Genomic DNA, 16,784 nt, shown 5'->3' on the forward strand with positions numbered 1-16,784 from the left:
GCGTCTGAGCGAACGCTAGCGGCTCGACCCGCCCCGTGTCGCCTGTGTCATCGCGGAGATCTCGTCAGTGCAGACCCTGACCCGATCGCGCGATGCTGCGGCGGCGCATCCCCCCGTAGGCGGCGAGCAGGCGCGGCACGACGAGGTACACGGCGAGCGGCACGACCACCACGGTGAGTGCGAAGGCTCGGAGCACCGGATGCCACGACTCGGAGATCGGCCCGATGACGACCATTCCGACGGCGACGAGGGGGAAGATCGCGAGCCAGGTGATAACGGCGCGCACGTGGACCGACGGCGGCCCAGGGGGTGCCGCGGGGGTCGGGGCGGCCGCTGCGGTGGCGGGGTCGGTGCTGCTCATCGATGGTTCCTTCCGAAGATTTCCAACTGAACGGTTGTAATCGAACCATGCCGGTCGCGGATCCGCAACCGTTCAGTTGGAAAATTGCTAGGATGGCAACATGGCCTGGGATGTCGAGCGCACGAAACGCCTCCTGCTCGATGCGGCGACCGCGGAGTTCAGCGAACACGGGCTGGCCGGTGCGCGCATCGATCGCATCGCGGCGAACGCCGGCGTCAACAAGGAGCGCATCTACCAGTACTTCGGCAAGAAGGACGAGCTCTTCGCCACCGTGCTCGGCACGCAGTTGCGCAGCACGATGGACGCGGTTCCGATGATCGGAGCGGGCCCGGCGGCAGCCGGCGACTACGCCGGACGGCTCTTCGATCACCACATCGCCGAGGCGACGATCCCTCGCCTGGTCTTCTGGGAGGGGCTCGAGCGCGGCGAGAGCGCAGCGGCCGATGCCGCCCGCGCCGAGTACCACCGCGTCAAGGTCGAAGGGTTCCAGAAGCTCCTGCCCGGCGTCGATCGGCGCGACGCGGCCGAACTCCTGCTCACGATCGTCACGCTCGTGAACGCCTGGCCGGTGCTCGGTCACCTCGACGCGCTGCTCGTCGGCGCCGACGACGCTGCGGCTGATCGCCGCGCCGCCCGACGAGCCTCGATCGTGCAGACGGTCGAGCTCCTCGCCGAGGCGGCGCTGCGCCGGTCGCCCGGGGGCGACCGGTCGGGTGCGGATCGCCGAGATCCACCAGGAGTTCAGGGATAACCCTGATCTGCGGCGTCGGCGGCGCTTCGTAGTGTGAGTACCGATCGCCGCTCCGCGGACTGCAGGGGGAACTGTCACCGCGAGGTGGCGATCGGAAAGCCGGTCAGCACCGCGTCCCGAACACGAGGTGCAGGCCGGCTTCCCCCATTTTCGGCGCCGTCGGCGCACGCAGGGAAGGGCAGGCGCGATGAACGAGCGGAAGATGCACCTCACGCGACAGCGCCAGGCCGCGCCGGCTCGAGAAGAGGTGCGCTCCGCGCACGTCGACCGCGCGCTCAGCTGGAGCGACTTCCGCACCGCAGTGCGCTTCGACCCCGCCAACCGACTGCTGCTCGCCGTGCCCGCGATCAGCGCGAAGCGCGCCGAGCACGCATGGCTCGGCTCGGCGACGACGCCGCACACCCGTCTCGGCGAGGGCGAGATGTACCGCCGCGAGTACGAGCGCGGTGCCGTGTACTGGTCGGCGCGCACCGGCGCCCACGAGGTGCACGGGGCGATCGCCGAGCACTGGAACGGCGTGGGCGCCGAGACGTCGTTCCTCGGCTTCCCGACGACCGACGAACAGCCGCTCGCCGCATCGGAGTCGGGCGGCAGGATCGCCGGCGGCTTCGCGCACTTCGAGGGCGGTTCGATCTACTGGAGCCCGGGTCACGGCCCGGCGATCGTGTTCGGCATGGTGCGCGACATCTGGGCGCTGCTGGGGTGGGAGCGTTCGGCGCTCGGGCTCCCGGTGCTCGACGTCGACGTCGAGCCGGGCACGGGCGTGCTCCGCGGCGTCTTCGAGCACGGCACGGTGGAGTGGTCGTCGTCGACCGGGCCGGTCGTCGTCATACATCCGTCGCCCGGAAGTCCCGACTCGGTCGGCGTCCTCGACGCCGTCGACGAGAACACGCTCGACCGGCTCCGGCCCGACTTCGCGCCCGGAGGCTGAGCGCCGAGCCCGGTCGCGGGCGCCGCCCACTGCTCGCGACGCGCGCGATCGCGCCCGCGTGACAGACTCGACGGATGACCCCGACCCTGCCTGAGCTCGCGCCGAGCCCGTACGACGCCGACGCGATGTACGACGCCTTCGTCGGCTGGGCCGAGGGCCGTGGCCTGTCGCTCTACCCTGCACAGGACGAGGCGATCATCGAGATCGTCTCGGGCGCGAACGTCATCCTCTCCACGCCCACGGGCACCGGCAAGTCGCTCGTCGCGGTGGCGGCCCACGCGGCATCCATCGCCCGCGGCGGCCGCAGCTACTACACGGCGCCCATCAAGGCCCTCGTCTCCGAGAAGTTCTTCCAGCTCGTCGAGATCTTCGGCGCGATGAACGTCGGCATGGTCACGGGCGACAGCTCGGTGAACCCGGATGCCCCGATCATCTGCTGCACCGCCGAGATCCTCGCGAACCTCGCGCTGCGGCACGGACCCGACGCCGACGTCGACCAGGTCGTCATGGACGAGTTCCACTACTACGGCGACCCCGACCGCGGCTGGGCCTGGCAGGTGCCCCTGCTGACGCTGCACCGGGCGCAGTTCGTGCTCATGTCGGCCACGCTCGGCGACGTCACCGCGATCGCCGCCGACCTGAAGCGGCGCACCGGCCGCGAGACCGCGCTCGTCACGGGCGTCGACCGGCCGGTGCCGCTGCACTTCTCGTATGCGAAGACGCCCGTGCAGGAGACGGTCGAGGAGCTCATCGAGACCCGGCAGGCGCCCGTCTACATCGTGCACTTCTCCCAGGCTGCGGCGATGGAGCGGGCGCAGGCGCTGTCGTCGATCCGCGTCGTCACGCGCGAGCAGCGCGACGAGATCGCCGAGGCGATCGGCGGGTTCCGCTTCAACACCGCATTCGGCAAGACCCTCTCGCGACTCGTTCGCGCGGGCATCGGCGTGCACCACGCCGGCATGCTGCCGCGCTATCGGCGTCTCGTCGAGACGCTCGCGCAACGTGGGCTGCTCCGCGTCATCTGCGGCACCGACACGCTCGGCGTCGGCATCAACGTGCCGATCCGCACGGTGCTCATCACCGCGCTCGCGAAGTTCGATGGGCAGCGGATGCGTCAGCTCACCGCGCGCGAGTTCCACCAGATCGCGGGGCGGGCCGGGCGGGCCGGCTACGACACCGCAGGCACCGTGGTGGTGCTCGCACCCGAGCACGAGATCGAGAACGAGGCATCCGTCCGCAAGGCGGGCGACGACCCGAAGAAGCTCAAGAAGATCGTGCGCAAGAAGGCGCCGGCAGGTCAGATCACGTGGGGCGAGGCCTCGTACGAGCGACTCGTGGCCGCCGAGCCCGAGCCGCTCGTGCCGCAGCTGAAGCTCACCGCGGCGATGCTGATCAACGTGATCGCCCGCGGGGGAGACGTGATCGGCGACATCCGCTCGCTCGTCTTCGACAACCACGAACCTCGCGCTCGGCAGTTCGAGCTCGCGCGGCGGGCGCTCGAGATCTTCCGCACGCTGCGCGACGCCGGTGTCGTGGAGCTGCTGCCCCCTGCGGGCGACGGCCTGCCGATCGTGCGCCTCACGGTCGACCTGCAGCCGAACTTCGCGCTCAACCAGCCGCTGTCGCCGTTCGCGCTCGCCGCGATCGAGCTGCTCGACCCCGAGGAACCGGCCGGCCCTTCGACAGGCTCAGGAGGCGTCGGCACCGGCCACTACGCCCTCGATGTCGTGAGCGTCATCGAGTCGACGCTCGACGACCCGCGCCCGATCCTCTCGCAGCAGCAGTTCAAGGAGCGCGGCGAGGCCATCGGCCGTATGAAGCAGGACGGCATCGAGTACGACGAGCGCATGGAGCTCGTCGAGCTGGTCACCTGGCCGAAACCGCTCGACGAGCTGCTCGCACAGTCGTTCGAGGTCTTCGCCTCGAGCCAGCCGTGGGTGCGCGACTTCGAGCTCTCGCCGAAGTCGGTCGTGCGCGACATGTTCGAGCGCAGCATGTCGTTCGGAGAATACGTCGGCTTCTACCAGCTCGCCCGCAGCGAGGGACTCGTGCTGCGCTACCTCTCCGACGCGTATCGGGCGATTCGCCAGACCGTGCCGACCGAGGCGAAGAACGAAGAACTGCTCGACATCATCGAATGGCTCGGCGAACTCGTGCGCCAGGTCGACTCGAGTCTCGTCGACGAGTGGAACGAGCTCATCGACCCCGCGGCCCACCTGCCCGAGGACGAGACCGCGGTCGTGCCGCCGGCCCCGCCGTCGGTCGTGACCAACCGGCGCGCATTCACAGTGCTGGTGCGCAACGAGCTGTTCCGGCGCGTGCAGCTCGCCGCCCTCGAGCGCGACGACGAGCTCGCCGAGCTCGACCCCGACGCCGGCTGGCCCGACGCCCTCGACCGGTACTACGCCGAGCACGACGAGATCGGCACGGGGCCGGCGGCCCGCTCACCGCGCCTGGTCGCGATCGACGAGTCGGATGCCGCAGCCGGCATGTGGCGTGTCGAGCAGACGATCGACGACCCGGCAGGCGATCACGACTGGCGCATCAGGGCCGAGGTCGACCTCGACGCGTCCGCCGATGAGGGGGCGGCGATTGTGCACGTCAACGAGGTCGTCCGGCTCTGACCCGCAGCGGGGCTCAGGAGACCGCGAGCATGGCCGCCGCGGCCAGCGCGAGCACGAGGCCGGCCCACTGCACCGGTGCGATGCGCTCCCGCAACACGATCGCCGCGAGCAGGATCGTGCCGGCCGGGTACATCGCGCCGAGCACGGCGGCGATCGCCAGCTCGCCGGCGCGGATGCCGAAGAGGATCAGGGCGTTCGCCGCCGCATTGACGAGCCCGCCGACGACGGCGAGGCGGATGCCCCGTGCCCGGTCGCGAGCGTCGAGGGCGTCCGTCGACTCGTCGGCGCGCGGCATCCTCGATCGCTTCGCCCGCGCGCGGAGTGCGAGCCCGCCGACCACGGCGAACATGACGACCGCGGTGACCGCGCTGTTGACCGCGAGGGGTGCGAGGCCGCTCTCGTCGGAGGTCCGGTCGATGAGGATGAAGAACGCGCCGATCGCGGTGCCGGATCCGATGCCCATGGCGATGCCGGTGAGGCTCGGCCTGACGGCACCGCGTTCGGGCACGAAGCCGACGAGCACGACCGCGACGAGCGCCAGGCCGAGCGCCCACGGCGCGAGGGGGCCGAGCCGTGCGCCGGTCGCGAGGCCCCAGAGCATCGGCACGATCGCCGAGACCACCGCGGTGAGCGGCGAGAGGATCGACATCGGGCCGATCGCGAGGCAGGCGTAGAGGAGGCCGATCGCGACGGCGCCGGCGACACCCGCCGCAGCGCCCCACCAGAGATCGGCAGCAGTCCAGACTCCGCCCGACAGCGGTGTCGCGACGGCCAGCCCGATGAAGCCGGCGACCGAGGCGACCGCGGTGGCGAGCACGGCGCCGATGCGTTTCGCGGCGAGCCCGCCGAGGAAGTCCGCCGCCCCGAACACGAACGCTCCGGTGAGCGAGAGGACGGCGGTGAGCATGGTGCTGCTCAGCGTATCGGGCACCGCCCTCGGGGTCGGATCTGCTCATCCGTGCGGCTGTCACCCGGTCATCTGCTCATCTGAGCACTGGTTGTGAACTCCGCGTGAAATCGGGGCGAGCGGGTGGTGTGAAGCCCTTGGCAGCGGCACAGCGCGGTCTTATGCTACGGAGCAATCGTCCCGCCGCCGGCGTGCTCGCTGCAGCGTCGAATCCGAGGTGGGGTGTGGTCGTTCGATGAGGAGAGTCATGCAACGTCGCACCAGAAACTGCTTGTCCGGGGTGGCGCTCGCCGCTGCGGGCACGCTCGTCGCCGGGTTTCTCGGCGCCGCGCCCGCGTTCGCCGCGGTCGACGGCTCGGGCGTCGTGATCAACGAGGTCTACGCGCGCGGAGGCAGCGCGAACCAGCCGTACCAGAACAAGTTCGTCGAGCTCTACAACCCGACGAACGCCGACGTCTCCCTCGCCGGATGGTCGCTGCAGTACCGCTCGGCCACGAGCACGGGCGCCTCGAGCGGCGTCGGTGCGTTGAGCGGCACGATCAAGTCCGGCGGCTACTACCTCATCGGCCTCAACAGCAACGGCGGAACCGGTGCGGCGCTGCCCACCGCCGACGCCTCGTTCTCAGTGGCGCCGAGCGGCACGAACGGCTCGCTGTTCCTCGCCAAGGTGCCCGGTGCGATCAACCCGGGCAACGGATCGGTCGTGAACAACCCGCAGGTGGCCGACTACGTCGGCTACGGCACCTCGGCGAACTTCGAGACCGCGGCCGCCGCGTACCCGGGCGACAACGCCGTCCCCGGCAGCATCGTGCGCACCGGCTTCAAGGACAGCGACGACAACTCGAAGGACTTCGCCTTCACGGCGACGCCGACGCCCCAGAACTCCGGCAGCCCTGGAGGACCCGTTCTGCCCGTCTCGAAGACGATCGCCCAGATCCAGGGCACCGACGTGGCCGCGAGCCCGCTCGTCGGCCAGGCCGTCGTCACCGAGGGCATCGTCACGGCCGACCACCGCGTCGGGGGCTACGACGGCATCTACATCCAGACGGCAGGTTCGGGCGGTTCGACGGATGCCACGCCCAAGGCCTCGGACGGCGTGTTCGTGTACCTCCACGGCGAGAACCCCGCCGTCTCGATCGGCGACAAGGTGCGCGTCACCGGTCTCGTCGAGGAGTTCAACGGCCTCACCCAGATCCGACCCGAGACGGCCGCGAACGTCGAACTCGTGCAAGCGACGGCGGGCCTGCCCGCGCTGACGCCGCTGCCCGCCACCGCCGTCGGCAACACGGCCCGCGAGGCGTTCGAGGGCATGCTCATCGCGCCGAGCGGCACCTACAAGGTCGTCTCGAGCCACAACCTCAACCGATTCGGCGAGCTCTGGCTGAACGCCGGTGCCGCGATGCCGGTGAAGTCGACCGAGACGCAACTGCCCGGCTCGAAGGGCGCGAGCGACATCGCGGCCGCGAACAAGGCCAGCCGCATCCTGCTCGACGACGGGTACAGCATCGCCGTGCGCAACTCGAACGGCACCGACAACCCGGCCCACCCGGGAGACCAGCCCTACTTCACGAAGGGCACGGTCGTCCGCAACGGCGACGTCGCGACGTTCCCGACCTCGGGCTACGTGCTCGGCTTCGGCTTCAACGAGTGGCGCCTGCAGCCGTCTCGGCCGATCAACGACGCGAGCCCCGCATCGGTCAAGCCGACGTTCGCGAGCCTCGACGCCGCGGGCAAGGTCATCGGCAACCCGCGGCCGACCGCGGCACCCGCCGTCGGCGGCGACATCACGGTCGCCGCGTTCAACGTGCTGAACTACTTCACGACGTTGACGTCCGAGAACCCCGAGGCCCGCGGCGCCGACACCGCCGAGGAGTTCGCGGTGCAGAAGGCGAAGATCGTGAAGGCGATCAACGGCCTCGACGCCGATGTCGTCGCGCTCCAGGAGATCGAGAACTCGGTCGCGCTCGGCGAGAAGCCCGATGAGGCGCTCGCCGACCTCGTCGCCGGCCTCAACGCCGCGGCAGGTGCCGGAACGTGGAAGTACGTGAAGACGCCCGAGGCGCTCCACGACCCCGCGATCACCGACGTCATCACGAACGCGATCATCTACAAGCCCGCATCGGTCAAGCCGAGCGGCGAGGCGCAGACGATCATCGACGAGACCGTGTGGGACATCGCGCGCGAGCCGATTGCCCAGACCTTCAAGCACGGCAAGCAGTTCGTGACCGTGATCGCGAACCACTTCAAGTCGAAGAGCGGCACCGACCCCTCGCCGCAGCCCGGTCAAGACGCCTTCAACGACGAGCGCACGGCACAGGCCGAGTCGCTGCTCGCCTTCGCGGACGAGCTCTCCGAAGGGCGCAAGAACGCGGTCTACCTCGTCGGCGACTTCAACTCCTACGCCAAGGAGGATCCGATCAAGGTGTTCATCGACGCGGGCTGGAGCGACCTCGTCTTCAGCAAGGCGCGCGGCCAGTACACCTACAGCTTCGACGGTGAGCTCGGCTCGCTCGATCACGTCATCGCGTCGCCCGCGGCGAACAGCCGCGTCACGAAGACCGCGGTCTGGTCGATCAACTCTCCCGAGTGGGCGGGCCGCGAGTACTGGGGCCCCGCTGCCGAGACGGTCGCGGAGGCCACGCCGTTCCGTTCGAGCGACCACGACCCGATCCTCGTCGGCGTCGGTTCCGAGGCGGTGCCCGGCAAGGTCGACATCGACCTCGTCACCGTCAACGACTTCCACGGTCGCATCGAGCAGTCGGCCCCGTCGGGCGGCATCGCGGCGCTCTCCAGCGCCGTGAAGCAGATCCGTGCCGGGAACCCGAACACGGTGTTCGCCGCAGCGGGCGACATGATCGGGGCTTCGACGTTCACGTCGTTCATCCAGTACGACGTTCCGACGATCGAGTCGCTCAATGCGGCCGGTCTCGACGTGAGCTCGGTCGGCAATCACGAGTTCGACCAGGGCTTCGCCGACCTCACCGATCGGGTGATGCCGATGGCCGACTGGGAGTACCTCGGCGCCAACATCCGCGACAAGGAGACCGGTGCTGCCGCCCTGCCGGAGTACTACACCCAGGAGTTCGACGGCGTGACCATCGGCTTCGTCGGTGCGGTCACCGACGAGCTGTCGTCCCTCGTGAGCCCGGCGGGCATCGCCGACATCACGGTGGAGGATCCGACCGAGGCGATCAACCGGGTCGCCGACCAGCTGAGCGACGGCAAGAGCGAGAACGGCGAGGCCGACATCATCGTGGCGCTCGTGCACGAGGGCGCGTCGACGACCGACAAGTCGTCGGCGGTCGATGCGGGGTCGCGCTTCGGCGAGATCGTGCTCGGCGTCGACGCCAACGTCGATGCGATCGTCTCGGGTCACACCCACCTCGCGTACAACCACGTGGTCACGAGCTCGGACTCGGCGCTGTTCGATCACGCTCCGATGCCCGTCATCTCGAGCGGCCAGTACGGCGAGCGGTTCAGCAAGATGGACATCCAGTACGACCGCAAGACGAAGTCGTTCACCATGAAGAACGAGATCTTCAACCTCATGGACGGTACGACGGCGCTCTTCCCCGATGACCCGACGGTCAAGAAGATCGTCGATGACGCGGTCGTGGTGGCGAACGAGCTCGGCAACGTCGTGCTCGGCACCGCGAGCGCGGACTTCGGTCGCGCGGTGGCGTCGAATCCCGACGGGGCTTCGTCGTTCCCCGAGAACCGGGGCGGTGAGTCGACGCTCGGCAACCTCGTCGCCGACGTGCAGCAGTGGGCGCTCAACGTCGACGGCACCCGCGCGGTCGACATCACCTTCATGAACCCGGGCGGCCTGCGCGCCGACCTGGCTTCGGGTGAGGTCACCTACCGCGAGGCCGCCAACGTGCAGCCCTTCGCGAACACCCTCGTGACGGTGAACCTCACCGGCGCGCAGGTCAAGAAGGTGCTGGAAGAGCAGTGGCAGCCCGCGGGTGCGTCGCGTCCGTTCCTGAAGCTCGGCGTCAACAAGGAGCTCACGTACACGTACGACCCGACCGCACCGGCCGGATCGCACATCACCGAGATCCTGCTGAACGGCGAGCCGATCGACCCGGCCGCGAACTACCTCGTGGGTGCGAACTCGTTCCTCGCTGCGGGTGGCGACAACTTCACCACCCTGGGCCTCGGTACGGGGCGCGCCGACACCGGCAAGATCGACCTCGAATCGATGGTCGACTACTTCGAGGTGAACCCTGAGATCGCGCCTGACAACGCCCAGCGCGCGGTCGGCGTCGACGTCGAGGGCGACGGCGTGTACGCGCCGGGCGAATCGGTCACCGTGAAGCTGTCGTCGCTCGACTTCAGCCGCAACGAGCCGGCTGCCGGCACCGTCGTCGTCTCGTTCGGCGGCGCGCAGCTCGACACCTCGCCGGTCGATCGTGCGTACACGGCGACGCTCGATGAGATCGGCAAGGCGACGATGCAGTTCGTCGTCCCGGCCGGCACGAGCGGGCCGACGCGATTCGACGTCACGGTGCCGACGACGGGCACAGTGAGTTCGTTCGTGCTCAACATCGGCTAGCGACGGCGGAGCCGACCAGGGGCGAGCGGATGCGACATCCGCTCGCCCCTTCCGTTCGCGCCCGCACTCCTCCTCGACAGCTCAGGCTGCGGGGCCCGTCTGCGACCCGGCGGAGCGTGTCCGCTGCCGTCGTTAGACTCGACGGATGAGCTGGAACGCGGAACCCGCCTGGACCGACGAGGTCCCGTGGGACCCCGACGAGCTCGCCCCGCCGCCCGACGACGAGTGGGTGCCGCCCGTCGACGACGCCCAGTCCGGCGCCGCGCGAACGACCGGTCAACAGCGCTCGGCCGGTTCCGCCGGTGCGTCGTCCGGAGTCGTCGCGGCGGATCGACGAGCCGCAGCGCCGGCACGGTTCGCCTCGGCGGCCGAAGCGCTGCACACGGTCTTCGGCTACGACAGCTTCCGCGGCGAACAGTCCGAGATCATCGCGCAGGTCGCGGGCGGCGGCGACGCCGTCGTGCTCATGCCGACCGGCGGCGGCAAGAGCCTCTGCTACCAGATCCCGTCGCTCCTCCGCGAGGGCACGGGCATCGTGGTCTCGCCGCTCATCGCCCTCATGCACGACCAGGTCGACGCGCTCGTGCGCAACGGTGTGCGCGCCGCGTACCTGAACTCGAGCCAGCAGTCGCACGAGCGCGCCGAGGTCGAGCGCGCCTACCTCGCCGGCGAACTCGACCTGCTCTACGTCGCCCCCGAGCGGCTCGGCAACGAGGCGACCAAGCGCTTCCTCGCGCAGGGCACGATCGCACTGTTCGCGATCGACGAGGCCCACTGCGTCGCGCAGTGGGGGCACGACTTCCGGCCCGACTACCTGGCGCTCTCCGAGCTCGCCGAGCGCTGGCCCGACGTGCCGCGCATCGCCCTCACCGCCACGGCGACCGAGGCGACGCACCGCGAGATCACCGAGCGGCTGAGCCTCGGGGGAGCCGAGCACTTCGTCTCGAGCTTCGACCGGCCGAACATCCAGTACCGCATCGACTCGAAGCTCGAGGTGCGCAAGCAGCTGCTCGAGTTCATCCGCAGCGAGGGGCGCGACGCCGCCGGCAACCCGGTGGCGGGCATCGTCTACGCGCTCTCACGGGCGAGCACCGAGAAGATCGCCGCATACCTCGCTGAGCACGGCGTGAACGCCATGCCGTACCACGCGGGCCTCGATGCCTCGGTTCGTCGCCGCACCCAGGAACGGTTCCTGCGTGAAGAGGGCGTCGTCGTCGTCGCGACCATCGCGTTCGGCATGGGCATCGACAAGCCCGACGTGCGCTTCGTCGCCCATGTCGACCTGCCGAAGTCGGTCGAGGGTTACTACCAGGAGACGGGTCGTGCCGGCCGCGACGGCGCGCCCGCCACCGCCTGGCTCGCCTACGGCCTGCAAGACGTCGTGCAGCAGCGGCGCATGATCGACGAGAGCCCAGGAGACCTCGCCCACCGGCGCCGTCTCGCGCAGCACCTCGACGCGATGCTCGCCCTCTGCGAGACGGTGCAGTGCCGTCGCCAGAACCTGCTCGGCTACTTCGGCCAGCCGAGCCAGCCCTGCGGCAACTGCGACACCTGCCTCGAGCCGCCCGCGTCATGGGACGGCACGGTGCCCGCGCAGAAGCTCATGTCGACGATCGTGCGCCTGCAGCGCGAGCGCCGGCAGAAGTTCGGCGCGGGCCACCTCGTCGACATCCTGCGCGGCAAGGAGACGCCGCGGGTGCGCCAGTACGGCCACGACGCGCTCGCAACCTGGGGCATCGGTCAAGACCTCAGCGACCAGCAGTGGCGCGGTGTCGTGCGGCAACTGCTCGCCCAGGGGCTCCTCGCCACGCACGGCGAGTACGGCACCCTGACGGTGACGGATGCCGCGGCAGACGTGCTCTCGGGCAAGCGGGTCGTGAAGCTCCGCACCGAACCCGAGCGCGTGTCGCGCTCACGCAGCACGCGCGCGGCCACGGCCGCAGCCGACCTCGAGCCGGCGCAGGCCGAGCTCTTCGAGCAGCTCCGCTCGTGGCGTGCCGGCGAGGCGAAGGAGCAGGGCGTGCCCGCGTACATCGTCTTCGGCGACGCGACCCTGCGTGCGGTCGCGGTCGCGAAGCCCGCGAGCCTCGCCGACCTCGACGGCATCACGGGCATCGGCGCCAAGAAGCGCGAGGCCTACGGCGAGGCGCTGCTCTCCGTCGTCGCCTCGGCCTGACAGGCCTCGTCGCCCCGGCCGCCCCCGTCCGCGCCTGACCGGGCGAGCGCCTGACCGACGAGCGCCCGACCGGTGAGCGCCCGACTGGCGAGCACCTGACCACCGCTCGCCCCGACCGGTGTCCGGCGACCCTTGACGGATCCTCACTCGCGATATACTCTGAACAGAGTATTTGGAGGTGAGTATGTCGCGTCGGCCGGTGAGCAACCCGCTCGCACTCGCGGTGCTGGCGAGCCTGTGGGAGCGCCCGATGTACCCCTACGAGATCACGACCACGCTGCGCGAGCGCGGCAAGGAAGACAGCATCAAGCTGAACTTCGGCTCGCTCTACGCGATCATCAAGTCGCTCGAGAAGCACGGCCTCATCGAAGAGGCGCGCGTCGAGCGCGAGGGCAATCGACCCGAGCGCATCGTCTACGCGATCACCGATGCGGGTCGCGCCGAGGCCCATGACTGGATGCGCGAGCTCATCGCGGTGCCGGTCAAGGAGTACCCGGCCTTCGAGTCGGGTCTCTCGCTCATCGCGCTGCTCGCACCCGACGAGGCGATCTCCCTGCTGCGCGAACGCCTCGAGCGCCTCGATGCCGAGCTCGCCTCGCGGGCGCAGCTCGCCGAGCAGTCCGACGAGCTCGGCCTGCCCGAGCTGTTCCTCGTCGAGTTCCACTACCGCGTCGCCATGACCCGCGCCGAGCGCGAGTTCGTCGCCGGCATGCTCGAGCGGCTCGAGGCCGGCGAGCTCGGCGGTCTCGAGGCGTGGAAGGCCATGCACGAGCTGATCGAATCCGGCGCGAGCGCCGAAGAGATCGAAGCGCGGCTCGCGCACTACCTGGCGGAAGGAGCCGCAGACCAGCAGCAGCACTGACCAGTACACAGATCGATGGCCCGGATGCGGCAACACCCGAGCCATCTCGCAACCGAGTCGTTCAACGTGAATCGAATCCATCCCAGCGCGTGCCGCCATTCTATCGGCGCGCCCTCACGACCGAACGGCTCCCCACCGAAGGAGAGCCTCATGGCTGCATCACCCGACGGGATGGCCCTCGTGGCCGCCGATCTCGTCAAGACCTATTCGCAGGGGCGCGGCAAGCCCCCGCTCCGAGCTCTCGACGGGCTCACGTTCCAGGCCGAGGAGGGCACGGTCTTCGGCCTGCTGGGGCCGAACGGCGCCGGCAAGTCGACGACCGTCAAGATCCTCTCGACCCTCGCGCGCCCGGACTCCGGCACCGCAACGGTGGCCGGTATCGACGTGGGACGCCACCCCGGTCGCGCACGCAGCGCGATCGGCTTCGTCGCCCAGAAGCAGGTGTCCGACCCCATGGACACGGGGGTCGAGAACCTCGTGCTCGCGGGCCAGCTGCACGGCATGTCGACGCGCGCCGCGCGCAGCCGGGCGGGGGAGCTGCTCGAGCGGTTCGCGCTCACGAGCGCGGCCCGACGCCAGGTGAAGACCTACTCGGGCGGCATGGCGCGCAAGCTCGACGTCGCGATCGGCCTGATGCATCGGCCGAGGGTGCTCTTCCTCGACGAGCCGACGACCGGTCTCGACCCCGAGGCGCGCGCCGAGATGTGGGCCGAGATCGAGCGGATGTCCCGTGAGGAGCGCATGACCGTGCTGCTGACCACCCACTACCTCGAGGAGGCCGATCGGCTCGCGAGCCGACTGGCGATCGTCGATGCCGGGCGGGTCGTGACCGAGGGCACACCCGAACAGCTGAAGAGCGAGCTGCGCGGCGATGCCGTGGTGATCGAGCTGCACGAGGCATCCGTCATCGCTCCGGTGCTCGAGTCGCTCGACCGCCTCGGCGGCTTCCGCGAGGTCGCGGCCGAGGGGCGTGCAGTGCGCGCCCGAGTCGACGACGGCGGCGCCGCGATGCCGCTCGTGCTCGCGGCGCTCGACGCCGAGGGCATCGCCGTGGCCTCGGCGACCGTGTCGCGGCCGAGCCTCGACGACGTCTACCTCGCCCACACCGGGCATTCCTTCGCCGCGGTGCACGCCGGTTCGTCGGCGGACGCCCGCACCGATCTCGAGGAGGTTGCGTCATGACCACGCTCACCAACCCGGCCCGCGTCGCAGCCGAGCCGGCGTACGCCCGGCCGAGCTTCTTCCGCCACACCGCCTACCTCACACTCCGGCAGCTGCGGGCGGCGATGCGGGTGCCGGCGTTCATCGTGATGAACGTCGTGCAGCCGCTCATCTGGCTGCTGCTGTTCGGGCAGCTCTTCACCTCGGTCGTCGACATCCCGGGCTTCACGGGCGGTGACAACTACCTCGAGTTCCTGACGCCGGGCATCGTCATGATGATGGCGCTGTTCGGCAGCGCCTGGGCGGGCACGAGCTACATCCAGGACATGGATCGCGGCGTCATGGACCGCTTCCTCACGTCGCCGACGAGCCGCGGCGCGATGATGGTCTCGACGCTCGTCTACCAGGCGCTGCTCACCCTCGTGCAGTCGCTCATCGTGCTCGGCGTCGCCTGGCTCGGCGGGGCGCGGTTCGACGGCGGCATCGGCGGCATCCTGATCATGCTGCTCGCTGCGATGCTGCTCACGGCATCGTTCTCGGCACTGTCGAACGCTGCTGCGCTGCTCGCGCGCAATCAGAACGTGCTGATCGGCATCTCGCAGCTCATCACGATCCCGCTGATGTTCCTGAGCTCTGCGCTGATGGACACGAGCCTCTCGGCCGACTGGGTCGCGGAGGTCGCGCGGTTCAACCCGTTCGAGTGGGCCGTCGTCGCGGGCCGCGAGGCGCTCGGCGCGGACCCCGACTGGGCGAGCGTGTGGGGACACCTGGGCCTCCTCGCGGTGTTCACGGCGGTGCTCGCCTGGGTGGCGACGCGGGCGTTCCGCGTCTACCAGCGCAGCGCGTAGCCCTCGGCAGCGGGCGGCACGCGGCATCCGCTCGTGGGACCGCGAGCGAGCCTGCGAGTCGGCGGATCCGCGCCGCGACACGCCGATCCCGGTGGCCCGGGGTCGGCGTGTCGCGTCATCCGTCCGCACTGGCGCAGATGGGCACGTCTCAGGCGGGCGGCGAGACCCGGGGCGGTGCCTGCACCGAGAAGGTGACCGCGGCGTCGAAGTAGTCGGCGAGGAGGGCCGCGACGTCGATCGACGGGTCGTAGCCCCACTGCACCTGCAGGCCGTCCCACATGGCGGGCACCCAGCGTCCCTCGTGCCTCGGATCCCGGCCGGGGGCGAGCAGACCGTCTGCGGCGAGCAGTTCGAACAGCACGGTGACGTCGGCGATGGTGCGCCGCGACCGCTCGGCGAAGAACCGGTGCGCCGGATGCCCCGGTGAGGCCGCTTCGCTCGTGAGCACCGTGTAGACCTCGACCAGACCCGGCGTGTCGAGTTCGGATCGGCGGGCCGTTCGCACCATGAGCTCGATCGTCTCGGCGGGGGAGGCCGCCAGGAGCTCCTCCGAGCTCGGGACCGTGCGGCGGTCGCGCTCGGCGATCACGGAGACGAGCAGCGCGTCCTTCGTCGGGAAGTGGTGCAGGAGCGCCGACTTCGAGATGCCGACGGCCTCGGCGACCTCTCGCAGGCTCGTGTCGTGGAACCCGCGGCGCGCGAAGAGCTCGGTGGCGTCGGCGATGATGCGGGCCTGCCGAGCGCGACCGACCGCGTAGCCGGCCGATGGGGCGGTCGCAGGAGTCGAGGGCTGCGGCTCGTCGGCCGGGGTCGCGTGGGACGCCGGGCGGGTGTCCGCGGCCGAAGCCGCCGCCGTCGGGCCGTCGCCCGCTCCGGCCTCGGCGCCTGCCCCGGCCTCGGGTTCTGCCCCCGCCTGCTCGCGCCTGCCCGTCAGCTGCTGCGCGAGTTCCGCCGCGACATCCACCTCGCCCGGGTTGTAGAGCGATGCCAGCTGGAGGCCGTCCCACCCGGCGAGCATTCGCGTCGCATCGTCGCGCGACCACGGGGTCGCCGGCGGCTGCCGCAGGCTCTCTTCGCGCAGTTCCCGGTAGCGGGTTGCGAACCGGCCGTGTGCGGGATGCTCCGGGCTGACGGCCTCGCCGGCCAGGGCGGAGAAGAGCTCGAGGTAGCCCGGCTTCGACTGGTTGTGCTCGGCGAGGGCGATCAGCAGGTGCGGCGGAACGTCGGTGCGCGCGGCGAGCCAGTGCTCGTTCTCGAGCTCGAACCGGGTGACCACGGCGTCGAGGATCTGCTCGCGTGACGAGAAGTGCCGCAGCACGCCGGGGTGCGAGAGTCCGGCCTCCGCCGCGACGTCCCGAAGCGAGACGCCGCGGTAGCCGGATGCCGCGAAGCACCGTGCGGCGGCGGCGACGATGCGTTCGCGCGTCGCGCGGCCTCGTGCGGACGCCGCGGGCCGCGCGGACCCCGCGGGCTGCGCAGACGCCGCGGGCCGCGCGGACCCAGCGGACGCCGTGGGCGGCGCGGCTTCTGGTCCGGAGCTGTTCGGCGGCATCGGCGCTCAGCCTACCCGCGGATATCGAATCCATTTTGTTACCGCACGGTCGGTAT

General features: G+C 70.3%; 11 protein-coding genes. 8 read left to right on the forward strand and 3 right to left on the reverse strand.

The genetic code is table 11. The features are described from left to right. Window positions 1–64 precede the first annotated feature (64 nt). Entirely contained in the window at window positions 65–361 is a 297-nt protein-coding gene (locus BUR99_RS08570) for a putative antibiotic biosynthesis monooxygenase (protein WP_074259927.1), read from the reverse strand. A gap of 100 nt (window positions 362–461) precedes the next feature. Between BUR99_RS08570 and BUR99_RS08575 the strand changes: the two genes are divergently transcribed. From BUR99_RS08575 to BUR99_RS08585, 3 genes are all read left to right on the forward strand, one after another. Then, entirely contained in the window at window positions 462–1,112 is a 651-nt protein-coding gene (locus BUR99_RS08575) for a TetR/AcrR family transcriptional regulator (RefSeq protein ID WP_074259928.1), read from the forward strand. A gap of 202 nt (window positions 1,113–1,314) precedes the next feature. Then, the gene (locus BUR99_RS08580) at window positions 1,315–2,043 is read left to right on the forward strand and encodes an LGFP repeat-containing protein (protein ID WP_159440968.1); all 729 of its coding nucleotides are present in this window, start codon (window positions 1,315–1,317) and stop codon (window positions 2,041–2,043) included. A gap of 74 nt (window positions 2,044–2,117) precedes the next feature. Continuing rightward, window positions 2,118–4,667, forward strand: coding sequence for a DEAD/DEAH box helicase (locus tag BUR99_RS08585; protein ID WP_074259930.1), 2,550 nt, complete (start codon window positions 2,118–2,120; stop codon window positions 4,665–4,667). A 13-nt stretch (window positions 4,668–4,680) separates the two neighbouring features. Here BUR99_RS08585 and BUR99_RS08590 read toward each other — a convergent pair whose 3' ends face one another. After that, entirely contained in the window at window positions 4,681–5,574 is an 894-nt protein-coding gene (locus BUR99_RS08590) for an EamA family transporter (protein ID WP_074259931.1), read from the reverse strand. Window positions 5,575–5,821: 247 nt separating this feature from the next. Here BUR99_RS08590 and BUR99_RS08595 point away from each other — a divergent pair, with 247 nt between their 5' ends. The 5 genes from BUR99_RS08595 to BUR99_RS08615 all read left to right on the forward strand — a co-directional run bounded on the left by BUR99_RS08595 (window position 5,822) and on the right by BUR99_RS08615 (window position 15,176). After that, window positions 5,822–10,129, forward strand: coding sequence for an ExeM/NucH family extracellular endonuclease (locus tag BUR99_RS08595; RefSeq protein ID WP_159440969.1), 4,308 nt, complete (start codon window positions 5,822–5,824; stop codon window positions 10,127–10,129). 145 nt (window positions 10,130–10,274) lie between these two features. After that, window positions 10,275–12,305 carry a DNA helicase RecQ gene (recQ, locus tag BUR99_RS08600; protein ID WP_074259933.1) on the forward strand — a complete coding sequence of 677 codons (2,031 nt, stop codon included), beginning with the start codon at window positions 10,275–10,277 and terminating at the stop codon, window positions 12,303–12,305. Between the two features lie 199 nt (window positions 12,306–12,504). Further along, window positions 12,505–13,167, forward strand: a complete 663-nt coding sequence (locus tag BUR99_RS08605) for a PadR family transcriptional regulator (RefSeq protein ID WP_234980798.1) — start codon at window positions 12,505–12,507, stop codon at window positions 13,165–13,167. 150 nt (window positions 13,168–13,317) lie between these two features. Beyond that, the gene (locus BUR99_RS08610; RefSeq protein WP_074259935.1) at window positions 13,318–14,349 is read left to right on the forward strand and encodes an ATP-binding cassette domain-containing protein; all 1,032 of its coding nucleotides are present in this window, start codon (window positions 13,318–13,320) and stop codon (window positions 14,347–14,349) included. Continuing rightward, entirely contained in the window at window positions 14,346–15,176 is an 831-nt protein-coding gene (locus BUR99_RS08615; protein WP_074259936.1) for an ABC transporter permease, read from the forward strand. The genes BUR99_RS08610 and BUR99_RS08615 overlap by 4 nt, the downstream gene beginning before the upstream one ends. Window positions 15,177–15,324: 148 nt before the next feature. On the opposite strand, the gene BUR99_RS08620 is transcribed toward BUR99_RS08615, so the two are convergent. After that, the gene (locus BUR99_RS08620) at window positions 15,325–16,728 is read right to left on the reverse strand and encodes a TetR/AcrR family transcriptional regulator (protein ID WP_084183839.1); all 1,404 of its coding nucleotides are present in this window, start codon (window positions 16,726–16,728) and stop codon (window positions 15,325–15,327) included. Window positions 16,729–16,784 lie beyond the last annotated feature (56 nt).

Source organism: Agromyces cerinus subsp. cerinus (genome assembly GCF_900142065.1).
Classification (GTDB): domain Bacteria; phylum Actinomycetota; class Actinomycetes; order Actinomycetales; family Microbacteriaceae; genus Agromyces; species Agromyces cerinus.